General features: G+C 51.0%; 16 protein-coding genes. 13 read left to right on the top strand and 3 right to left on the bottom strand.

What is annotated here, in order from left to right; genetic code table 11:
• Positions 1-38 precede the first annotated feature (38 nt).
• The 3 genes from CKV66_RS12700 to orn all read left to right on the top strand — a co-directional run bounded on the left by CKV66_RS12700 (position 39) and on the right by orn (position 1734).
• Positions 39-227, top strand: a complete 189-nt coding sequence (locus tag CKV66_RS12700; RefSeq protein WP_231990550.1) for a lipoprotein signal peptidase — start codon at positions 39-41, stop codon at positions 225-227.
• Positions 228-350: 123 nt separating this feature from the next.
• Complete coding sequence (locus CKV66_RS12375; RefSeq protein WP_085363530.1) at positions 351-1085, top strand: hypothetical protein; 735 nt, start codon at positions 351-353, stop codon at positions 1083-1085.
• 100 nt (positions 1086-1185) lie between these two features.
• A complete protein-coding gene (gene orn, locus CKV66_RS11650) occupies positions 1186-1734 on the top strand; it encodes an oligoribonuclease (protein ID WP_085363531.1) in 549 nt (182 codons plus the stop codon).
• A gap of 80 nt (positions 1735-1814) precedes the next feature.
• On the opposite strand, the gene CKV66_RS11645 is transcribed toward orn, so the two are convergent.
• Positions 1815-2801 (bottom strand): hypothetical protein, encoded by a 987-nt coding sequence (locus tag CKV66_RS11645; RefSeq protein WP_085363532.1) that lies wholly within the window; start codon positions 2799-2801, stop codon positions 1815-1817.
• Positions 2802-3899: 1098 nt separating this feature from the next.
• On the opposite strand from CKV66_RS11645, the gene CKV66_RS11640 reads away from it, so the two are divergent.
• The 10 genes from CKV66_RS11640 to CKV66_RS11595 all read left to right on the top strand — a co-directional run bounded on the left by CKV66_RS11640 (position 3900) and on the right by CKV66_RS11595 (position 14764).
• Positions 3900-5216, top strand: a complete 1317-nt coding sequence (locus tag CKV66_RS11640) for a M23 family metallopeptidase (protein ID WP_231990549.1) — start codon at positions 3900-3902, stop codon at positions 5214-5216.
• Between the two features lie 270 nt (positions 5217-5486).
• A complete protein-coding gene (locus CKV66_RS11635) occupies positions 5487-6089 on the top strand; it encodes a CDP-alcohol phosphatidyltransferase family protein (RefSeq protein WP_085363533.1) in 603 nt (200 codons plus the stop codon).
• Positions 6090-6196: 107 nt separating this feature from the next.
• Entirely contained in the window at positions 6197-6817 is a 621-nt protein-coding gene (locus tag CKV66_RS11630; RefSeq protein ID WP_085363534.1) for a DUF2238 domain-containing protein, read from the top strand.
• A gap of 71 nt (positions 6818-6888) precedes the next feature.
• On the top strand, positions 6889-8631 hold the full coding sequence (locus CKV66_RS11625) for a bifunctional alpha/beta hydrolase/class I SAM-dependent methyltransferase (RefSeq protein ID WP_085363535.1): 1743 nt from the start codon (positions 6889-6891) through the stop codon (positions 8629-8631).
• 239 nt (positions 8632-8870) lie between these two features.
• Entirely contained in the window at positions 8871-10283 is a 1413-nt protein-coding gene (locus tag CKV66_RS11620) for an amino acid permease (protein WP_220182130.1), read from the top strand.
• Between the two features lie 116 nt (positions 10284-10399).
• Positions 10400-10681, top strand: a complete 282-nt coding sequence (locus CKV66_RS11615) for an accessory factor UbiK family protein (RefSeq protein ID WP_085363537.1) — start codon at positions 10400-10402, stop codon at positions 10679-10681.
• A gap of 15 nt (positions 10682-10696) precedes the next feature.
• Complete coding sequence (locus CKV66_RS11610; RefSeq protein WP_085363538.1) at positions 10697-12187, top strand: YifB family Mg chelatase-like AAA ATPase; 1491 nt, start codon at positions 10697-10699, stop codon at positions 12185-12187.
• 112 nt (positions 12188-12299) lie between these two features.
• Complete coding sequence (locus tag CKV66_RS11605; protein WP_085363539.1) at positions 12300-13133, top strand: SPOR domain-containing protein; 834 nt, start codon at positions 12300-12302, stop codon at positions 13131-13133.
• Positions 13134-13149: 16 nt separating this feature from the next.
• A complete protein-coding gene (locus CKV66_RS11600; RefSeq protein ID WP_085363540.1) occupies positions 13150-13866 on the top strand; it encodes a thiol:disulfide interchange protein DsbA/DsbL in 717 nt (238 codons plus the stop codon).
• A gap of 70 nt (positions 13867-13936) precedes the next feature.
• Positions 13937-14764, top strand: a complete 828-nt coding sequence (locus CKV66_RS11595; RefSeq protein ID WP_085363541.1) for an undecaprenyl-diphosphate phosphatase — start codon at positions 13937-13939, stop codon at positions 14762-14764.
• Between the two features lie 212 nt (positions 14765-14976).
• Here CKV66_RS11595 and ubiM read toward each other — a convergent pair whose 3' ends face one another.
• Both ubiM and rpmA read right to left on the bottom strand, forming a co-directional pair.
• Complete coding sequence (ubiM, locus tag CKV66_RS11590; protein WP_085363542.1) at positions 14977-16161, bottom strand: 5-demethoxyubiquinol-8 5-hydroxylase UbiM; 1185 nt, start codon at positions 16159-16161, stop codon at positions 14977-14979.
• A gap of 307 nt (positions 16162-16468) precedes the next feature.
• Positions 16469-16741 (bottom strand): 50S ribosomal protein L27, encoded by a 273-nt coding sequence (gene rpmA / locus CKV66_RS11585; RefSeq protein WP_085363543.1) that lies wholly within the window; start codon positions 16739-16741, stop codon positions 16469-16471.
• Between the last annotated feature and the right edge of the window lie 6 nt (positions 16742-16747).

Here is a 16747-nt window from a genome sequence, read left to right as displayed (position 1 = left end):
ACGGCAGAATGCTCTAACAGCGTTCTGCCGTTTGTGTTATCGGGTGGATATTGCCCGGTCGGATTATTAGCCTGAGACCTTTGCAAAACCCCCATCTGCGGCGCATTTCTACGTTGTGCGCTGCCCGCTCGTTTGCCTATCTATATGATATGTCTGCACTCGCTGCGCTGCTACGCCTTGAACTGCATCCACATCTGAGGGTTTTGCAAAGGTCTCAGCCTGTATAAGCTTTCTACTCAAATTAGATTTATATCAATATTTATCCAAAAAATCGTAAGTAAGATTTGAGCGTTTGTTTGGATTGTAATAATATTACATAAAACTATTTTCCGATTTATCGCTATTGCAGAATGATTCGCAGCTTAAACAAAATCATCAATTCGTCTGTTTCAATGGCTTTCGTGGGGATAACCAGTTGGGCAACTGCATATTGCTACGGCTGGGGGCAGGCGCTTTTTCATGGTTATCCGTGGTGGCATGTATCCAAAGGGCCGGATAATGTTGCCCGCAGCTTGGCTTATGTGTGCATTACGTCGCTGGTGTTGGCGGTAGGTTACGGTATCGGCTACCTGCTGCTGAGGGCGGTAAAGAAAAGCAGTTGGTTTGAGCATATCGGTTTCTTAAGGATTTTTGTATTGCTCAATGTGCTGTTTTTCCCGATTGCGGTGGAGTGTTATCTGTTGCTCGGGTATATGCCTTTGAAAATTTTATTGGCTTACTTGGGCGTTTCTTTATTGTTTTCAGCCGTTTTTCACCGCATCGGCAACCGTTTTCAAATGGATATGTCGCTGATTCGTAATGAAGAACAATATTCTCCGTTTTTTACCGCCTTCATTTTTCTTTATTTCACCGCACTTGCTTTCTGTATCGGATACACGCGGCCTTATTTCCGTACTACCTACGACAAAATGGTGTTTGAAAACAAGCCTTACTACATTTTGGCCAGCAGCAGTGACGTGTACATCATGGGCGAAAAAATCCGCGATAACCATGAATTTGTGTTTTTCAACTACCAAACCTTGAAGGGTTACAAAATTGATGTGGTGGAGATGCCGAAATATTTTTCCAACGATTTCGATTTATAAACGGCTTGGTAAGCCTGCTGTTTTTCAGACGGCCTTGCCCGTTTGAAATCCTTTATAATGGCTGCTGTTTGAAATTTTTAATGTAAAGGCCGTCTGAAAAATGACCCAAAACGCAAACCATCTGTGCTGGCTCGATATGGAAATGACCGGGCTGAACCCCGAAACCGACAAAATCATCGAAGTGGCGATGATTATCACCGACCAAGATTTAAACGTGCTGGCTCAGTCGGAAGTGTATGCCGTTCATCAAAGCGATGATATTTTGAACAATATGGACGAGTGGAACACCGCCACCCACGCCCGCACCGGTTTGACCCGGCGCGTCCGCGAATCGCAATACACCGAAGCGGAAGTGGAGCGGAAATTATTGGATTTTATGGCGCAGTGGATTCCCGAGAAAACCACGCCGATGTGCGGCAACACCATTCATCAAGACCGCCGTTTTATGGTGCGGTATATGCCTAAATTGGAAGCCTATTTCCATTACCGCAATTTAGACGTGTCCACGCTGAAAGAGCTGGCGCGCCGCTGGAATCCGGCCGTGTATAAAGGTGTGGTGAAGAAAGGTTCGCATCAGGCTTTGGACGATATTTTGGAAAGCATCGAAGAGATGCGTTATTATCGCGATACTTTTATCAAGATGCCGTAAGGCAAAATCAAACAGCGGCCTGCGGGCCGCTTGTTTATTGGGTTGGAGGTGTCGGATTATTTTCAGACGGCCTCATCAGGCTATTTGAGCTGTCCGGCAAACGTTTTTTTCCTTTTCCAAAACGCCCGACTTGCTTTGGATTTAATGTTCAGACGGCCTCCATGCTCGCCGTCGGTGATGATGTTTAATTCTTTCAGACGGCCTTCTTGCAAAGCCTGCCACAGCGGCTCAAACCAGCAGTGTTCCCATTTTTCCAGTATTTCTTTATAAGCCCACACGTCGGCGGTGTGGCGCGTAACCAGCAAGTCGTCTAAAAATATCAGGCCGTCTGAAACCATAGAGCCGGTTTCCTGTCTCATGCTTTCCCAAGCCGCGAAGTCGTAGGGCGCATCTACGGTTTTGCCCGGATAAAACTGCGCCCACGGGCTGTCGCAAGCCAGCAAAGGCGGGTTGGTTTGGCCGCCTTCGATGTCTTGCCACATCCATACTCCGTTGATGGCCGGTGTTTTGGCGGCAACACGCGCCGCGTTGATCGGATGGGTGTGCAGCCACATTTGAATTTCGGTTTGCTTTTGAAGCCAAGCGCCGCTGCCTGCACCTTCTGCGCGTACCGTGCCGTCTATTTGGCCGAGCACGTCCAACACCGGTTCCGCCTGCCACAGCGGGGGAGAGGGCAGCGTAACCAGCCATAAGTCGGGTCGCAGAGTATAAAAACGCCAGCCGTCATCTTCCAAAAAAGCATTCAACCCGCCGCACAATTCGGCGGCTTCTTGCGCTTGAACCTGAATATCCGTGCCGCCGAGCATGTCCATATGGTGCATGCCCATCTGTTGCCATACGGGGCTGGCAAACACCGCCGCTTGTTCGCGGGCTATGTGTAAATGCCGCTTGGCTTGCTCGAGCAGGCTGCCGTTCCACAGTAAACGGCCGTAAAATTCAGACGGCCTCGACGGTGTTGCAATATAACGACCGAAACGCAGCATTTTATTGAGAGAGGGCAAACTGAGTGTCGGAATCTGTTCCGAACTGTTGAAATTTAAAGCGGGTAGGGCTAAGGTTAAGTTCATGGGAGTAATATGTGTAGGCAATAAAACCGCACATATTTTACGCTATTACGCATATTTTTCACGCAGCAAAACACCCGCTTAAAGCAGGGAAGGTGCTTTTATGGTAAACTTCAATATGAAAAGAAGTGCATAAAATACTTGTGAAAATCAAAGTAATAGCAATACAAAGCCGGATTTATCCGCATAACTAGATAAGCATTTAAGAGGCCTGATATGAAAAAGCCCTTGAGTAATTTTTTAAAGGCACCCGCCCAAAATAACGACGGCAGTTTGCCGGTTGTTACCGCGGAAAGCGAAGCACACACCGCTGACAACAGCATCGTACATACCGAAACCGAATACATTGCCGCAGATGCTGCGGTACTGTGTGCCGAACCGATGATGACCACTCCGTTGGAGGTGAAGTCCGTGCCGGTAGAGCCTGTGGTGGTTAGACCGGAGCTGATCCATTTCGATGCAGCAAAACCTGTTGCCGCGGCAGCCGAGCAGGTTGAAGCGCCGGTAGCGGTTGAAGCCGAAGAAGTGCAAGAGATTGCCGAACCTTCCGCTCCAGTGACCCACATTGTGGCGAGAGCCAAAGTTGCAGCAGTGAAATCATTGGCAACCGGTTTCAAACCGGCAATGAACGTCAAACCTTCTGCCTTCATGCCGCAAGAAAAGACTGTAGAAATACCGGTGGCCAAAGCCGCAGAACCTGTGGCTGACGAACCGGTAATCGAACCTGTAGTACAACAGGTGGAGCAAGTTGAACCGGAAACCGCGCCTATTGCGATTCAGACGGCCGAACAACCGGTTGAGATTGAAGTTGAAGCATCAGAAACTGCCGCAGCAAAAGTGGCGGTGGAAGAAGCAGTTGAGCGGCCGTCTGAAACGGTTGCGGAAGCTGCGGTGAAAACTGAAGTTAAAGCTATTGAAACCGAAGCGCCTGCCGTACAGGTTGCCGCTGCGGTTAGCGAGCAACGCAAGCCTGCCTTTAATCCTGAAACGGTTGTAACGGCACCTGCTGCCGTGCCTGCAAGTGCGCGGGTGAAAGGAAAGGCGGCGGTGTTTAAATCGGCCGTTAAACCGATACGGGCAGCCATTTCCGCTTTGCCTGCGCTGCCTGCCGTGGCTGCTGCGGGACGTTTTTGGCAAAACAAACCTGTCCGCTGGTCGATTTTGGGCGTGTTGCTGCCCGTCTCAGGCATGGTGGCCGCTTATGCGGTTAACGAGCCGCAGCCTGAGAAAGACCTTTACCGCGCCGAGCGCGTGATGGAAGAGTTGCCGCCCGTTTATGTGGAAAGCGGTATCGTGAATGGCAGCTATTGGGCGCAGGAAGCGGTACAGCCGGGCGATTCGCTCACCGATGTATTGTTCCGTATCGGTGTGTCGGAAGAGAACATCCGCCAAGTGCTGGTGCACAGCTCGATTGACCGCGACTTGATCCAACTTCGCGCGGGGCAGTCGGTTAACGTGCGCTTTGATGCGTCGGGCGACGTAACCGATGTGCAGTTCTTCAACGATGACGACAACGGTTTCCGCGATTTGGTGGCGATTGAGAAAGTGAACGGTAAATGGGGCACTTCCACTTCCGCCATTGATATGGAAACCATGCCTACCCTGCGTTCGGTGCAAGTGCGTACTTCGGCGCGCGGTGCGTTGGCTCAGGCCGGTGTGCCGGTGGAAATCCGCGAATCGTTGAGCGAGATTTTCACTGATGTGGTTAATGTTGAAGAGTTGGGCGAAGGTGATTCCATCCGTCTGCTTTACAACAGCATGTATTTCCGCGGTCAGGAAATGGCTACGGGCGATATTTTGGCCGCCGAAGTGGTTAAAGACGGCAAAACCTATCAGGCTTATTATTACAGCCAAGGTAAGGGCGACGAGGAAAGCGGTAGCTACTACGACCAACACGGTAAAGCACTGCACTCAACCGACGGTTTCAATGTGAAACCGGTTGAATACACGCGTATTTCTTCGCCTTACGGTATGCGCGTTCACCCTGTATTGCACACGGTTAAGATGCACACCGGTATCGACTATGCTGCCGCCACGGGTACGCCTATCCGCGCAACTGCCGACGGTACGCTGACTTTCAAAGGCTGGAAAGGCGGTTACGGTAATACGGTGGTGCTGACGCACAGCAACGGCATCGAAACTCTGTATGCGCATATGAGTGCTTTCTCTCCGGCTGAGGGTAAAGTGAAAGCCGGCGAAGTGATCGGTTATGTGGGCAGTACCGGACGTTCTACCGGCCCGCACTTGCACTATGAAGTGCGCAAGAACGGCCAGCACATGAACCCGACCGCCATCGCCTTGCCGACGCCGAAGCTGACGCCGACCAATATGGCCGAATTCCGCAAACAGCAGGAAACGCATTCTGCTACGCTGGCAGCGGTACGCAATCTGCCGGTAGCGGTCACGCAGCTCGACTAAATACGATTTCATTGCAGTATCCAAACACCCAAACGATAAGCATCGTGCGGGTGTTTTTTCTTGGCGATCAGACGGTTAGATTGCGGATTTTTAAAAAGAACGGCGCAGACGGTTAAAGCATAACCTTGCCCGCGCGCCGCAAAATTTTATATGACAATCCGTTGCGCAGATTTCGCCGCCGATTATCGTGCGGGGCATTTTTTACCTGTTCGATAAACTATAATCCGCGTTTTCAGACGGCCTCTTAATTCTTAACCTCTTCATTTTTCTATGAGCATCTACGCCCTCAAACCCAAATTTCAAAATCTGTTGCGCCCGCTGGTGCGCCGCCTGTATGCGCGGGGTGTTACCGCCAATCAGGTAACGCTGTTTGCCTGTGCAGTTTCGATTGCGCTCGGCGTGTGGTTGAGTATTTTTGCCGATACACCGGCATGGTTTTGGCTGCTGCCGGTATGGTTGTTTGTGCGCATGGCTTTGAATGCGGTCGACGGCATGCTGGCGCGTGAGTTCGGCCAGCAGTCGAAACTGGGCGGTTATCTGAACGAAGTTACCGATGTGGCCGCCGATGCCGCGCTGTATCTGCCGTTTGCGTTTATCGCGCCGTTTGGCGGTGTGCAGATCGGCTTGTTTATCTGGCTGGCGGCAATGAACGAATTGTGCGGCGTGCTCGGTCAGGTGCACGGTAACGGCCGCCGTTACGACGGGCCGGTGGGTAAAAGCGACCGCGCATTTGTGTTCGGCGCTTTGGGTTTGTGGTATGCGCTTTCAGACGGCCTGCCGCAATGGTTGGAATGGGGTATGTGGCTGTTGGCTGCATTGCTGGTTTACACCTGCGTGCGGCGTATCCGCAACGGCTTGCAAGAGGCCGTCTGAAAAGATGTTTGCTTGTATGGCAAATAAACTTATTTCCTATGCAAGGCAGCAAGCCGCAGCGGGAATAAAGTTTATTTGCGACAGTGATGATTTGATAAAGGGATGTTATGCCTCAACGCCGCCGTTTTTTTCCGCTGATGCTCGCTTTTGTGTTGTTTACCGTGATCATTTGGTCGGGCATCAATCCCGTCAACCGCGCCGTGTGGTGGGCGGAAATCCTGCCGATTGTGGCCGTTTTTTTGGGCTTGGTGTTTACGTTTCACAAGTTCCGTTTCAGCAATCTGGCTTATCTGTTGATGAGCTTTTGGCTGCTGATGCACACCGCCGGCGCGCATTATACGTTTGCCGATGTGCCGTTTGACTGGGCCAACCGCATGCTCGCGCCGCTGCTGGGCGAGGGGCGCAACCATTTCGACCGTGTGGGGCATTACATCATCGGCTTCTACGCTTTCCCGATGGCCGAATGGCTGATGCGCCGCCGCATGTGCAGTATGAAGCTGGCGTTTTTCTTTTCGCTGTTTTTCATCATGGGCGTGGCGGCGGCTTATGAGATCATCGAGTGGCAGTATGCCGTTATCGAAGGCGGCAGCGCGGGCATCGAGTTTCTCGGTTCGCAAGGCGATATTTGGGACGCGCAGAAAGACATGCTGGCCGATACGCTGGGCGCGTTAACGGCGCTGGCGGTTTACCTGTTTGCCCGCCCCGACAAGCGCATTCAGGCTTCTTGAATTGTGTTCAGACGGCCTCGGGGAGATAAGAGGCCGTCTGAAAAACTTATTCCCTCAAGCAAGGAAACATCATGCAAGAACAACAAAAAACATTTGCTACCGCCGACGGCACCAAACTTTTCTATCGCTACCGCCCCGCACCGGACGGCAGCAACGATAAAGCCATCATCTTGTTCCACCGCGGGCACGAGCACTCCGGCCGCATGATGTTTGTGGCCGACGAACTCGGCTTCGACGATTTTGCCTATTTCGCTTGGGACGCACGCGGCCACGGTCACAGCCCGGGCGAGCGTGGCGACAGCCCAAGTTTGGGTACGTCGGTGGCCGACATTCAGGATTTCGTGCAGCACATCGGGCGCGAATACGGCATTAAACCGGAAAACATCGCCGTTATCGCCCAAAGCGTCGGTGCCGTGCTGGTGTCGGCATGGCTGCACGACTACGCCCCGAAAATCCGCTGCGCCGTGTTAGCCTCGCCCGCGTTCAAAGTGAAACTGTATGTGCCGTTTGCCCGCACCGGCTTGAAACTGATGCAGAAATGGCGCGGCAATTTCTTTGTGAACAGCTACGTTAAATCACACTACCTGACCCACAACAAAGAACGCCAAACCAGCTACGACAACGACCCGCTGATCGCCCGCGCCATTTCCGTGCGTATCCTGTTGGGTTTGTACGATGCCGCCGAGCGCGTGGTGGCCGATGCCCAAGCCATCACCACGCCGATACAGTTGTTGGTGTCCGGCAGCGATTGGGTGGTGCATCACAAACCGCAACACGATTTCTACAACCGCCTCGGCAGCCACATTAAAGAACGCCACATTTTCAGCGGCTTTTATCACGACACCCTCGGCGAAGAAAAGCGCGAACTCGCGTTTGTCGAAATGCGCCGCTTTATCCGCGAGCGTTTCGGCGAACCGCTGCAAACCGTCGACGTTACCCGCGCCCATATCCACAGCGACAGCCGCCGCGAAGCCGACGAATTGGCCACGCCGCTGTCGCCGTTCACCCCGCGCGGCGCATACTGGGCGGCGCAACGCCGGCTGATCGGCCTCGGCGCAAACTGGAGCGAAGGCTTGAAAATCGGCAAAGAAACCGGTTTCGATTCCGGCAGCACCCTCGATTATGTGTACCGCAACCAACCGCAAGGCACCAACAAATTCGGCGAAGCGGTCGACAAATATTATCTCAACGCCATCGGCTGGCGCGGCATCCGCCAACGCAAAGAAAACATCGGCAAAGCCATTCAGACGGCCTTTGCAGAACTGCGCGAACACGGCAAACCCGTGCATGTGCTCGACATCGCTTCCGGCCACGGGCGTTATGTGCTCGACGCACTCACCGCCGAAAGCCTGCCCGACAGCGTGCGCCTGCGCGATTACAGCCCCGTCAACGTCGAAGCAGGGCGCAAACTGATTGCCGAACGAAAGCTACAAGACACCGTTACTTTTGAAGAAGTGAACGCCTACGACCGCGCCAACTACCAAAACCTCAACCCGCGCCCCACACTCGGCATCGTCTCCGGCCTGCACGAACTGTTTTCCGACAACGACTTAATCATGCGCTCGCTCAAAGGCTTCTGCGACGCACTCGAATACGGCGGCTACCTCATCTACACCGGCCAGCCGTGGCATCCGCAGCTCGAAATGATTGCCCGCGCGCTGACCAGCCACAAAGAGGGCAGCCCCAACTGGGTAATGCGCCGCCGCAGCCAGCAGGAAATGGATCAACTGGTCGAGCAGGCGGGTTTTAAGAAAATCCACCAATGGATTGACGAAGACGGCATCTTTACCGTGAGTTTGGCCGTGAAAGTGTAAGAGGCCGTCTGAAAACCGCCGCCGGAGTTGACGGCAATACGCACAAACTTTTCCAGTAATCGGTGCAAATTCCAAACAGAATGGCAACAATCCGCACACGGAAAAACGGTTTTTCTGTATGATGCGATTTTTACTGTTTTTTTACTCTTTATTGCGGCTTTATAAACCGGATTAACATTATGTCAGACACTCAACACAATACTCAGGTAAAACGCCGTCTGAAAACGCGGCATTTATCGATGATTGCCATTGGAGGCTGCATCGGCACGGGATTGTTTATGGCCAGCGGTACCGCCATCAGCTCCGCCGGGCCGGGCGGTGCGCTCATCGCTTATGCCGCTATCGGCTTGATGGTGTATTTTTTAATGACCTCGCTGGGAGAAATGGCCACTTATCTGCCCACTTCCGGCTCGTTCAGCACCTACGCCACCCGCTTTGTCGATCCGTCGCTGGGTTTCGCGCTCGGCTGGAACTATTGGTTTAACTGGGTGATTACCGTCGCCGCCGACGTGGTGATTGCAGCAGTGGTGATTACCTATTGGGAGCCGATGCGCTTCATGGAGCCGTGGGCATGGAGTTTGCTGTTTTTTATAGTGATTTTCCTGCTGAACACCCTTTCCGTGCGCGCTTACGGTGAATCGGAGTATTGGTTTGCCCTGATTAAAGTCGTAACCGTTATCGTGTTTCTGGCCGTTGGCTTGCTCACCATTCTCGGCATCCTCGGCGGAGAATTTGTCGGCCTGAGCAATATGACCGTAGGCGATGCGCCTTTCTTAGGCGACGGCGTGGCCGGTCAATTCCTGACCATGCTCGGCGTGTTCCTGATTGCGGGTTTCTCGTTTCAAGGAACCGAGTTGATCGGTATTACTGCGGGCGAATCCGAAAATCCCGAAGAGAGCATTCCCAAAGCAGTGAAACAAGTGTTTTGGCGCATTTTGATTTTCTACATTTTGGCTATTTTGGTTATCGGTTTGCTGATTCCCTATACCAGCCCGCAACTGTTGGGCGCGGATGTGAATGAAATCGCCAAATCGCCGTTTACGCTTGTGTTTGAACGCGCAGGCTTAGCGTTTGCCGCTGCCGTCATGAATGCCGTCATCCTGACTTCGATTTTGTCGGCAGGCAACTCAGGCATGTACGCTTCTACGCGTATGCTGTATGCCATGGCCAAAGACGGTTTGGCTTATAAAGCCTTCGCCAGAACCAATGTCAGCGGCGTGCCGGTGTTGTCGCTGTTGGCAACCGGTGCCGTGGTGTTGGCCGTGTTTTTACTGCAACTCACCAGCGACAAAACCTATCAATACATTCTGGCCGCTTCAGGTTTGACCGGCTTCATCGCTTGGTTGGGCATTGCCGTGAGCCACTACCGCTTCCGCCGTGCTTACATTGCACAAGGCAAAGACCTGAACGCATTGGTGTACCGTGCCAAATGGTTCCCCTTCGGCCCCTTGCTGGCGCTGGCTTTGTGTGTGCTGGTGATTATCGGTCAAGACACCGAACTGGTTTTGAAAGGCAGCTTGGATTGGGATCGCCTCATTATTACCTACATGGGCTTGCCGGTATTTTTAGGTTTCTACTTCTACCACAAGCTGCGCTATAAAACCCGTAAAGTGCCGCTGAAAGAAGTGGATTTGAGCCAAGACGCTCATTAACCCGCCTATATCCGCATTACCATCACAGGCCGTCTGAAACGCTGCCCGAAGCAGTTTTCAGACGGCCTGATTCACTATACAATGCCTATAAACCCCATACATTAAGGAGCAGCAAAATGATCGGCAAAAAACTGTTTGAAGAAGTGTCTGCCAAATTGAGCGAAACCATCGCCAACAGCCCCGCCAAAGACGTTGAGAAAAACGTTAAAGCTCTGTTGGGCAGCGCGTTTAACCGCATGGATTTGGTAACGCGTGAAGAGTTCGATATCCAGCAGCAAGTGCTGATTAAAACCCGCACCAAACTGGCCGACTTGGAAGCCCGTCTCGCCAAGCTGGAAGGAGAGCAACCGCTCCAGCAAGTAGAAACCACAGCCGAAGTGCCGGAACAAGTCGAATAAGGCCGTCTGAAACAGATGTCGCTCGCCCTTGTTTACAGCCGTGCGCTAAACGGTATGAATGCGCCGTTGGTCGAGGTGGAAGCCCACCTTGCCAACGGCTTGCCTGCTTTTAATATCGTCGGCTTGCCCGATACCGAAGTTAAAGAAAGCCGCGACCGCGTCCGCGCCGCCATCATCCAAAGCGGATTCGAATTTCCCGCCAAAAAAATTACCGTCAATCTCGCCCCTGCCGATTTACCCAAAGAATCCGGCCGTTTCGACCTGCCGATCGCGCTCGGCATTCTTGCCGCTTCCGGTCAAATTGCACCCGATAAACTGAACCAATACGAGTTTGCCGGCGAATTGGCGCTGTCCGGCGCTTTACGTCCCGTCCGCGGCGCACTGGCTATGGCGTGGCAGGGTATGCAGTCCGGCAGAGCATTTGTTTTACCGGGTGAAAACGCCCGACAAGCGGCGGTGATGAAAAACATCACCGTTTACGGCGCCGAAAATCTGTGCAAGGTTGCCGCCCATCTGAACGGCGTTGAGCCGCTGGCCCAAACTGTTTACGATATCAGCCAAAGGCCGTCTGAAAATCGTCATGTGCCTGATTTGAAAGACGTGAAAGGCCAACATACCGCACGTTTGGCTTTGGAAATTGCCGCTGCCGGCGGGCACAGTCTGCTGATGATGGGGCCGCCCGGTACAGGTAAATCCATGCTCGCCCAACGCTTGCCCGGTATTTTGCCGCCGCTGACCGATGAAGAATTGATTGAAGTGTGGTCGTTGCGTTCGCTGCTGCCGAACCACAGGCAGGAATTAGATTACGATAAGCCATATAATTCTCCTCATCATACTGCCAGTCAAGTAGCCATCGTAGGCGGAAGTTCGGGTCCCGGAGAAATCTCGTTATCGCACAACGGAATTTTATTTTTAGATGAACTTCCCGAGTTTGACCGCAAGGTTTTGGAGGTGTTGCGGGAGCCTCTCGAAAATGGCGAAATCCATATTTCCCGCGCCTCACATAAAGCGGTGTATCCTGCCAAATTCCAATTGGTCGCCGCCATGAACCCATGTCCGTGCGGGTATTTCGGCCATCCTTCCAAACCGTGCCGATGCACGCCGGAAAGTATTGCTCGTTACCGTGGAAAAATCTCAGGGCCTTTGCTCGACCGCATTGATTTAACCATTGAAGTGCCGGCACTTTCTTCCGCCGAACTGACACAGCAGGAACCGGGCGAAAGCAGCGCAGAAGTGCGCCGACGGGTGGAAGCCGCAAGAGGACGCCAATATCAACGGCAGGGTAAGATTAATGCGGCGTTAAGCGTTACGGAACTGGATAACGCGGCAATGGCCTCTAAGGAGGCTGCGGAAACTTTAGGGAGTTTATTGGAAAAGTTGTCGCTGTCTGCTCGCAGTTATCACCGCATCATGCGCGTGGCACGCACTTTGGCAGACTTAAACGGCGATGAAACCGTGACCAAACAGCATGTGTTACGCGCAGTAAGTTTTCGTCGGGCTTTGTAAGCTTTTTGCTTCAAACATAATATGTTGCTAAAATGCGCCGTCTGAAAAACAAGCTTCTATTCCTTTTCAGACGGCATCACGAAAAAATAAAGATAAGGTATTTAGGTGTTTTATGAATATACAGAAACCATACGGTAAAGGCCTTTCAGGTTTTATCTTGGGCTTGTTGCTGGCAACCGCCGTTATTGCGGGTATTGTATTCTTCATTAATAAAAGCAACGAAAAGGCGTTTAAAAAAGAAACACCTAAAGAGTTGCCTAAGCCTGAAATCCTCACACCTAAAAGCAGCGAACCTGCTGCGCCGCCAGTGCAAACCAGTAGCGAACCTGTTACCCAAGTTTCCGAGCCTGTTGGCACGGTAGCTTCTCAAGAGCAAGAGGCATCTGCTCCCGAAGAGAGAGAAGCGTCTACCGTTACAACCGAGCAGCCTGAAGCGCCGGCAAAAGAAGAGCCGAAACCTCAAACAGTTGCTCCGGTTAAACCGAAAGCCGAGCAAAAACCTGCGCCGGAAGCGAAAAAGCAGCCTCAGAAAAAGCCTGAAGCGAAGCAGCCTGAAAAAGTGAAAAAAGAAGAACCCAAAAAAGCGGCGAAGCCTTCTCCCGAGCAAATTTTGGAAAGCGGCAGCATTGAAAAAGCCCGTGAAAAAGCGCGTGCGGAATCGGCTAAAAAAGAGGCTTCCAAAAAAGCAGAAGCCCGTCAATCAGGCAGCAGTGAAGGTGGTCGTATCGTATTGCAAATGGGTTCTTTCAACAATCGTGAAAGTGCCGAGTCGCACCGCGCTAAACTTGCCATGATGGGTGTATCAGGCAATGTGATTGAAGCAGAAGCCAACGGCAAGCGCGTTTACCGCGTTCAAAGCGGCAAAATGAACAAAGAAGCCGCTAACCGTACCCAACAAACCCTGAAACAAAACGGTGTAGATAGCTTCGCCCGTACCGTTAAATAAAATATTAGGAATGCACATGAAACTGAAAACCGTATTACTGACTGCTATTGCCTCAATGACCTTGGCTGCAAACGCTTATTCAGCAACAGAAGGCACAGATTACGTTGTTCTGCCGAAGCAGATTCCCCAGCTTCAGGACGATAAAATCGAAGTGTTGGAATTTTTCGGCTATTTTTGCGTACACTGCCACCATCTCGATCCCGTTTTGCTTAAACACAGCAAAACTTTCCCCGCGGATACTTATCTGCGTACCGAGCATGTGGTATGGCAACCCGAGCATTTAGGCTTTGCCCGCGTGGCGGCTGCGGTAAACAGCTCCGGTTTGAAATATCAGGCCAATCCGGAAGTGTTTAAAGCAGTTTACGAACAGCGTATTAATTTGGCGGATACCAATACCTTCAAACAATGGGCGGAAAGCCAAAAAAGTTTTGACGGTAAAAAATTGATTGCCGCTTACGATTCTTTCAGCAATCCGGCACAAGCCAAGAAAATGGAAGAGTTGACCAATACCTACCAAATCAGCGGTACACCGACGGTGATTGTAGGCGGTAAATACCAAGTGAAATTTACCGGCGATTGGAATGCCGGCATGAAAACCATTGATGAGCTGGTAGCCAAAGTGCGTAGCGAGCGCGGTATGAAAGCACCTTCGGCAAAAGCAAAAACTGCGGCGGCAGCGTCTTCTGCTTTGAAAAGCAAAGGTGCAATGATAGCCAAAACCGCAAACAAATAAATACTGAATATCAATTCAGGCAGCTCTACACGGGCTGCCTTAACTGTTTCAAAGGCCGTCTGAAAAAATTATGGATATCTTATTGCTGTTGAAAGCCCTGATTTTGGGCATTATCGAAGGGTTGACCGAATTCCTGCCGATTTCGAGCACCGGGCATTTGATTGTGGTGGGGGATTTGATTAATTTCCGCAGTAATGGCAAAGTTTTTGAGATCGCTATTCAATTGGGCGCAGTTTTGGCCGTGATTTTTGAATACCGCCAACGCTTTACCCATGTTATTAACCATATCGGACGCGATCAGGCGGTTAACCGCTTTGTTGTGAATCTCGGAGTGGCTTTTATTCCTGCCGCAGTGGTGGGATTGATTTTCAGCAAACATATTAAAACGTTTTTGTTCAATCCGATTACCGTGGCAACTGCTTTGGTGATCGGTGGCTTTATTATTTTGTGGGTGGAGCGCAGGCAAAGGGTTGCCAAGCCTAAAGTGAACAGTGTCGAAGACATGCGAATGCGCGATGCTTTGGTGGTAGGCTTGGCACAGATTTGTGCGCTGGTGCCCGGTACATCACGTTCAGGAAGTACCATCATGGGCGGGATGTTGTGGGGTTTGGAACGTAAAGTAGCTACCGAATTCTCTTTTTTCCTCGCTGTGCCGGTGATGATTGCCGCCACAACTTATGATGTTTTAAAGCACTACAAGTTGTTTAGTGCCCAAGATATCGGTTTGATTGTGATAGGTTTCGTATCTGCTTTTGCCGCCGGTTTGCTGGCAGTCAAGGCATTATTGAAATTCGTGGCTACGAAAAATTATGTGCCTTTTGCTTACTACCGCATCATTTTCGGCGCTTTGATTTTGCTGACTTGGAGGATGGGTTGGGTAAGTTGGACTGAGATGTAAAAAGGATTGTTCTATTAAGTGAGGGGCCGTCTGAAAACAGAGCCTTGGGAATCTTAAGGGTTTGGTTTTAAGGAAATCGCTTAGGGCTGGCATAACAGAAATTGGTTTAAGTTAAAGTCTTGGTAAAGACTTCTTGTGAAAAAAGGCTTTCTTGAAATGTTTGTTTCAAGAAAGCCTTTTTTCAGACGGCCTATTGTCTGTTCGACTGATCCTTAGCCGGTCAATTGCTGAGTAATCAGCTTTTTCAGCGGTGGAAGGTTATTGCTGACGCGTAGTACCAATCCACGCAGCAGTTTGGCTGGTGGAGTTTCGTTGGTGAATAGTTTCAATAGCATATTGGTCCCGTAATACAGCGGTCGGGCATGGAGAGAATGTTTGCTGTCATAGCGCGACAACAGAGTAGGCGAAGCAAAATCACGGCCTTGCTGAACCGCTTCAGTAATTAAAGTAGCCAAGATATCGGCACTGGACAAACCTAAGTTGAAACCATGCGCGGTAACGGGGTGCATACCCACGGCAGCATCGCCAATCAAAGCACTACGTGTTCCGTAAAACCGTTCAGCCAGCATGCCCACTAAGGGGTAGGAGTGAATGGAGCTGACCAGTTCCATGTCTCCCAAGCGACCGCCTAATTGTTGCTTGACGCTGGCGGCCAGCTCTTCAAGGGAGAGGCTTTGTATAGAGGAAACCTTGTCGCTGTCTACGGTGATAACGGTATTGGTTAGATGTTCTTCCAAAGGCAGCAGGGCAATCGTTCTGCCGTAATGGAAGCACTCAAAAGCCGTGTGTTGGTTGGATACGGTATGCTTCATGCGGCACAGAAACATAGTGCGGCCGTAATCGTACATATCGGAGGCAATGCCGAGTTGGCGGCGTGTTTGTGAAAACCGGCTGTCGGCTGCAATAAGCAGTTTTGATGTGAGTACGCTGCCGTTTTCCAAAACAACTTCTGCTTGCTCTGTTGATGTTCTGACTTCTTTTACGCCCATTCCGCAGATAAATTCAATATTTTCCGCTTCTGCTACGGCCTCGTATGAAGCTTTGCGGATGTTGTGGTTGGAAATCAGATAACCTAAGCGATCGGTCGGTTCGCCCCTAGCATGTGAGGGTTGGGGAAAGTGGAGTTGATATTCGGAATGACCGTTCAATACTTTGGCATCACGCAAGGGATAAATTTCGCTTTCAGGAATACGTTGCCATGTGCCCAATCGCTGCATGATTTCTCTGGATAGGTGGGTAAGTGCGATTTCACGACCGTCGTAGGGCGGGTTTTGCAGTGTTTCCAGTGTGCTTTTTTCGATAAGGGTGATGCTCAATCCGCTGTCGGCAAGTGCACGGGCAAAACTCAGTCCGGCTGGGCCTGCGCCGACAATGATAATATCGCAATTAGTGGTCATGGCGATTTCCTTTGAATGAAAGCAGTCAATAAATGAAAAATAAGGATGGCTGAAAGTTGAGCGGTTGCGTACAAAACTGTGTAGTGTTGTTTTTAACTAATAAGTGTTCGTGTAAATTTTCAGATGGCCTTATAGGGATTATAGCGGATAAACGGTTTGATTTGCGGTATGCTGAAAATGATTATGGGAAGTAGGGTACTTATAGTGGCCTTTTGAAGCGGCGATATCATGAATCATTAAAAAACCGCACATTAGGCAATTGCATGCTTAATGTGCGGTTTTAATTATGGTCAATTAGATTGACAGCTTATTCGTCAGTGCCGGTATAAGGACGAACGCTCACGGTTTTGCGGTTCAAAGCGCCTTTGGTTTTGAATTCTACATAACCGTCTACTTTGGCGAACAAGGTGTGGTCTTTACCCATACCTACGTTTTCACCGGCGTGGAATTTGGTGCCGCGTTGGCGGACAATGATAGAACCGGCAGGAATCAGTTCATTGCCGTAAGCTTTTACACCCAAGCGTTTGGCTTCTGAATCGCGACCGTTTTTAGAGCTACCACCAGCTTTTTTGGTTGCCATTTTCTT

Origin of the sequence: Neisseria zoodegmatis (assembly GCF_900187305.1) — a bacterium.
Taxonomy (GTDB): Bacteria; Pseudomonadota; Gammaproteobacteria; order Burkholderiales; family Neisseriaceae; genus Neisseria; species Neisseria zoodegmatis.
Note: the sequence above shows the minus strand (reverse complement) of the source record. Positions and strands in the feature narration are given on the sequence as shown.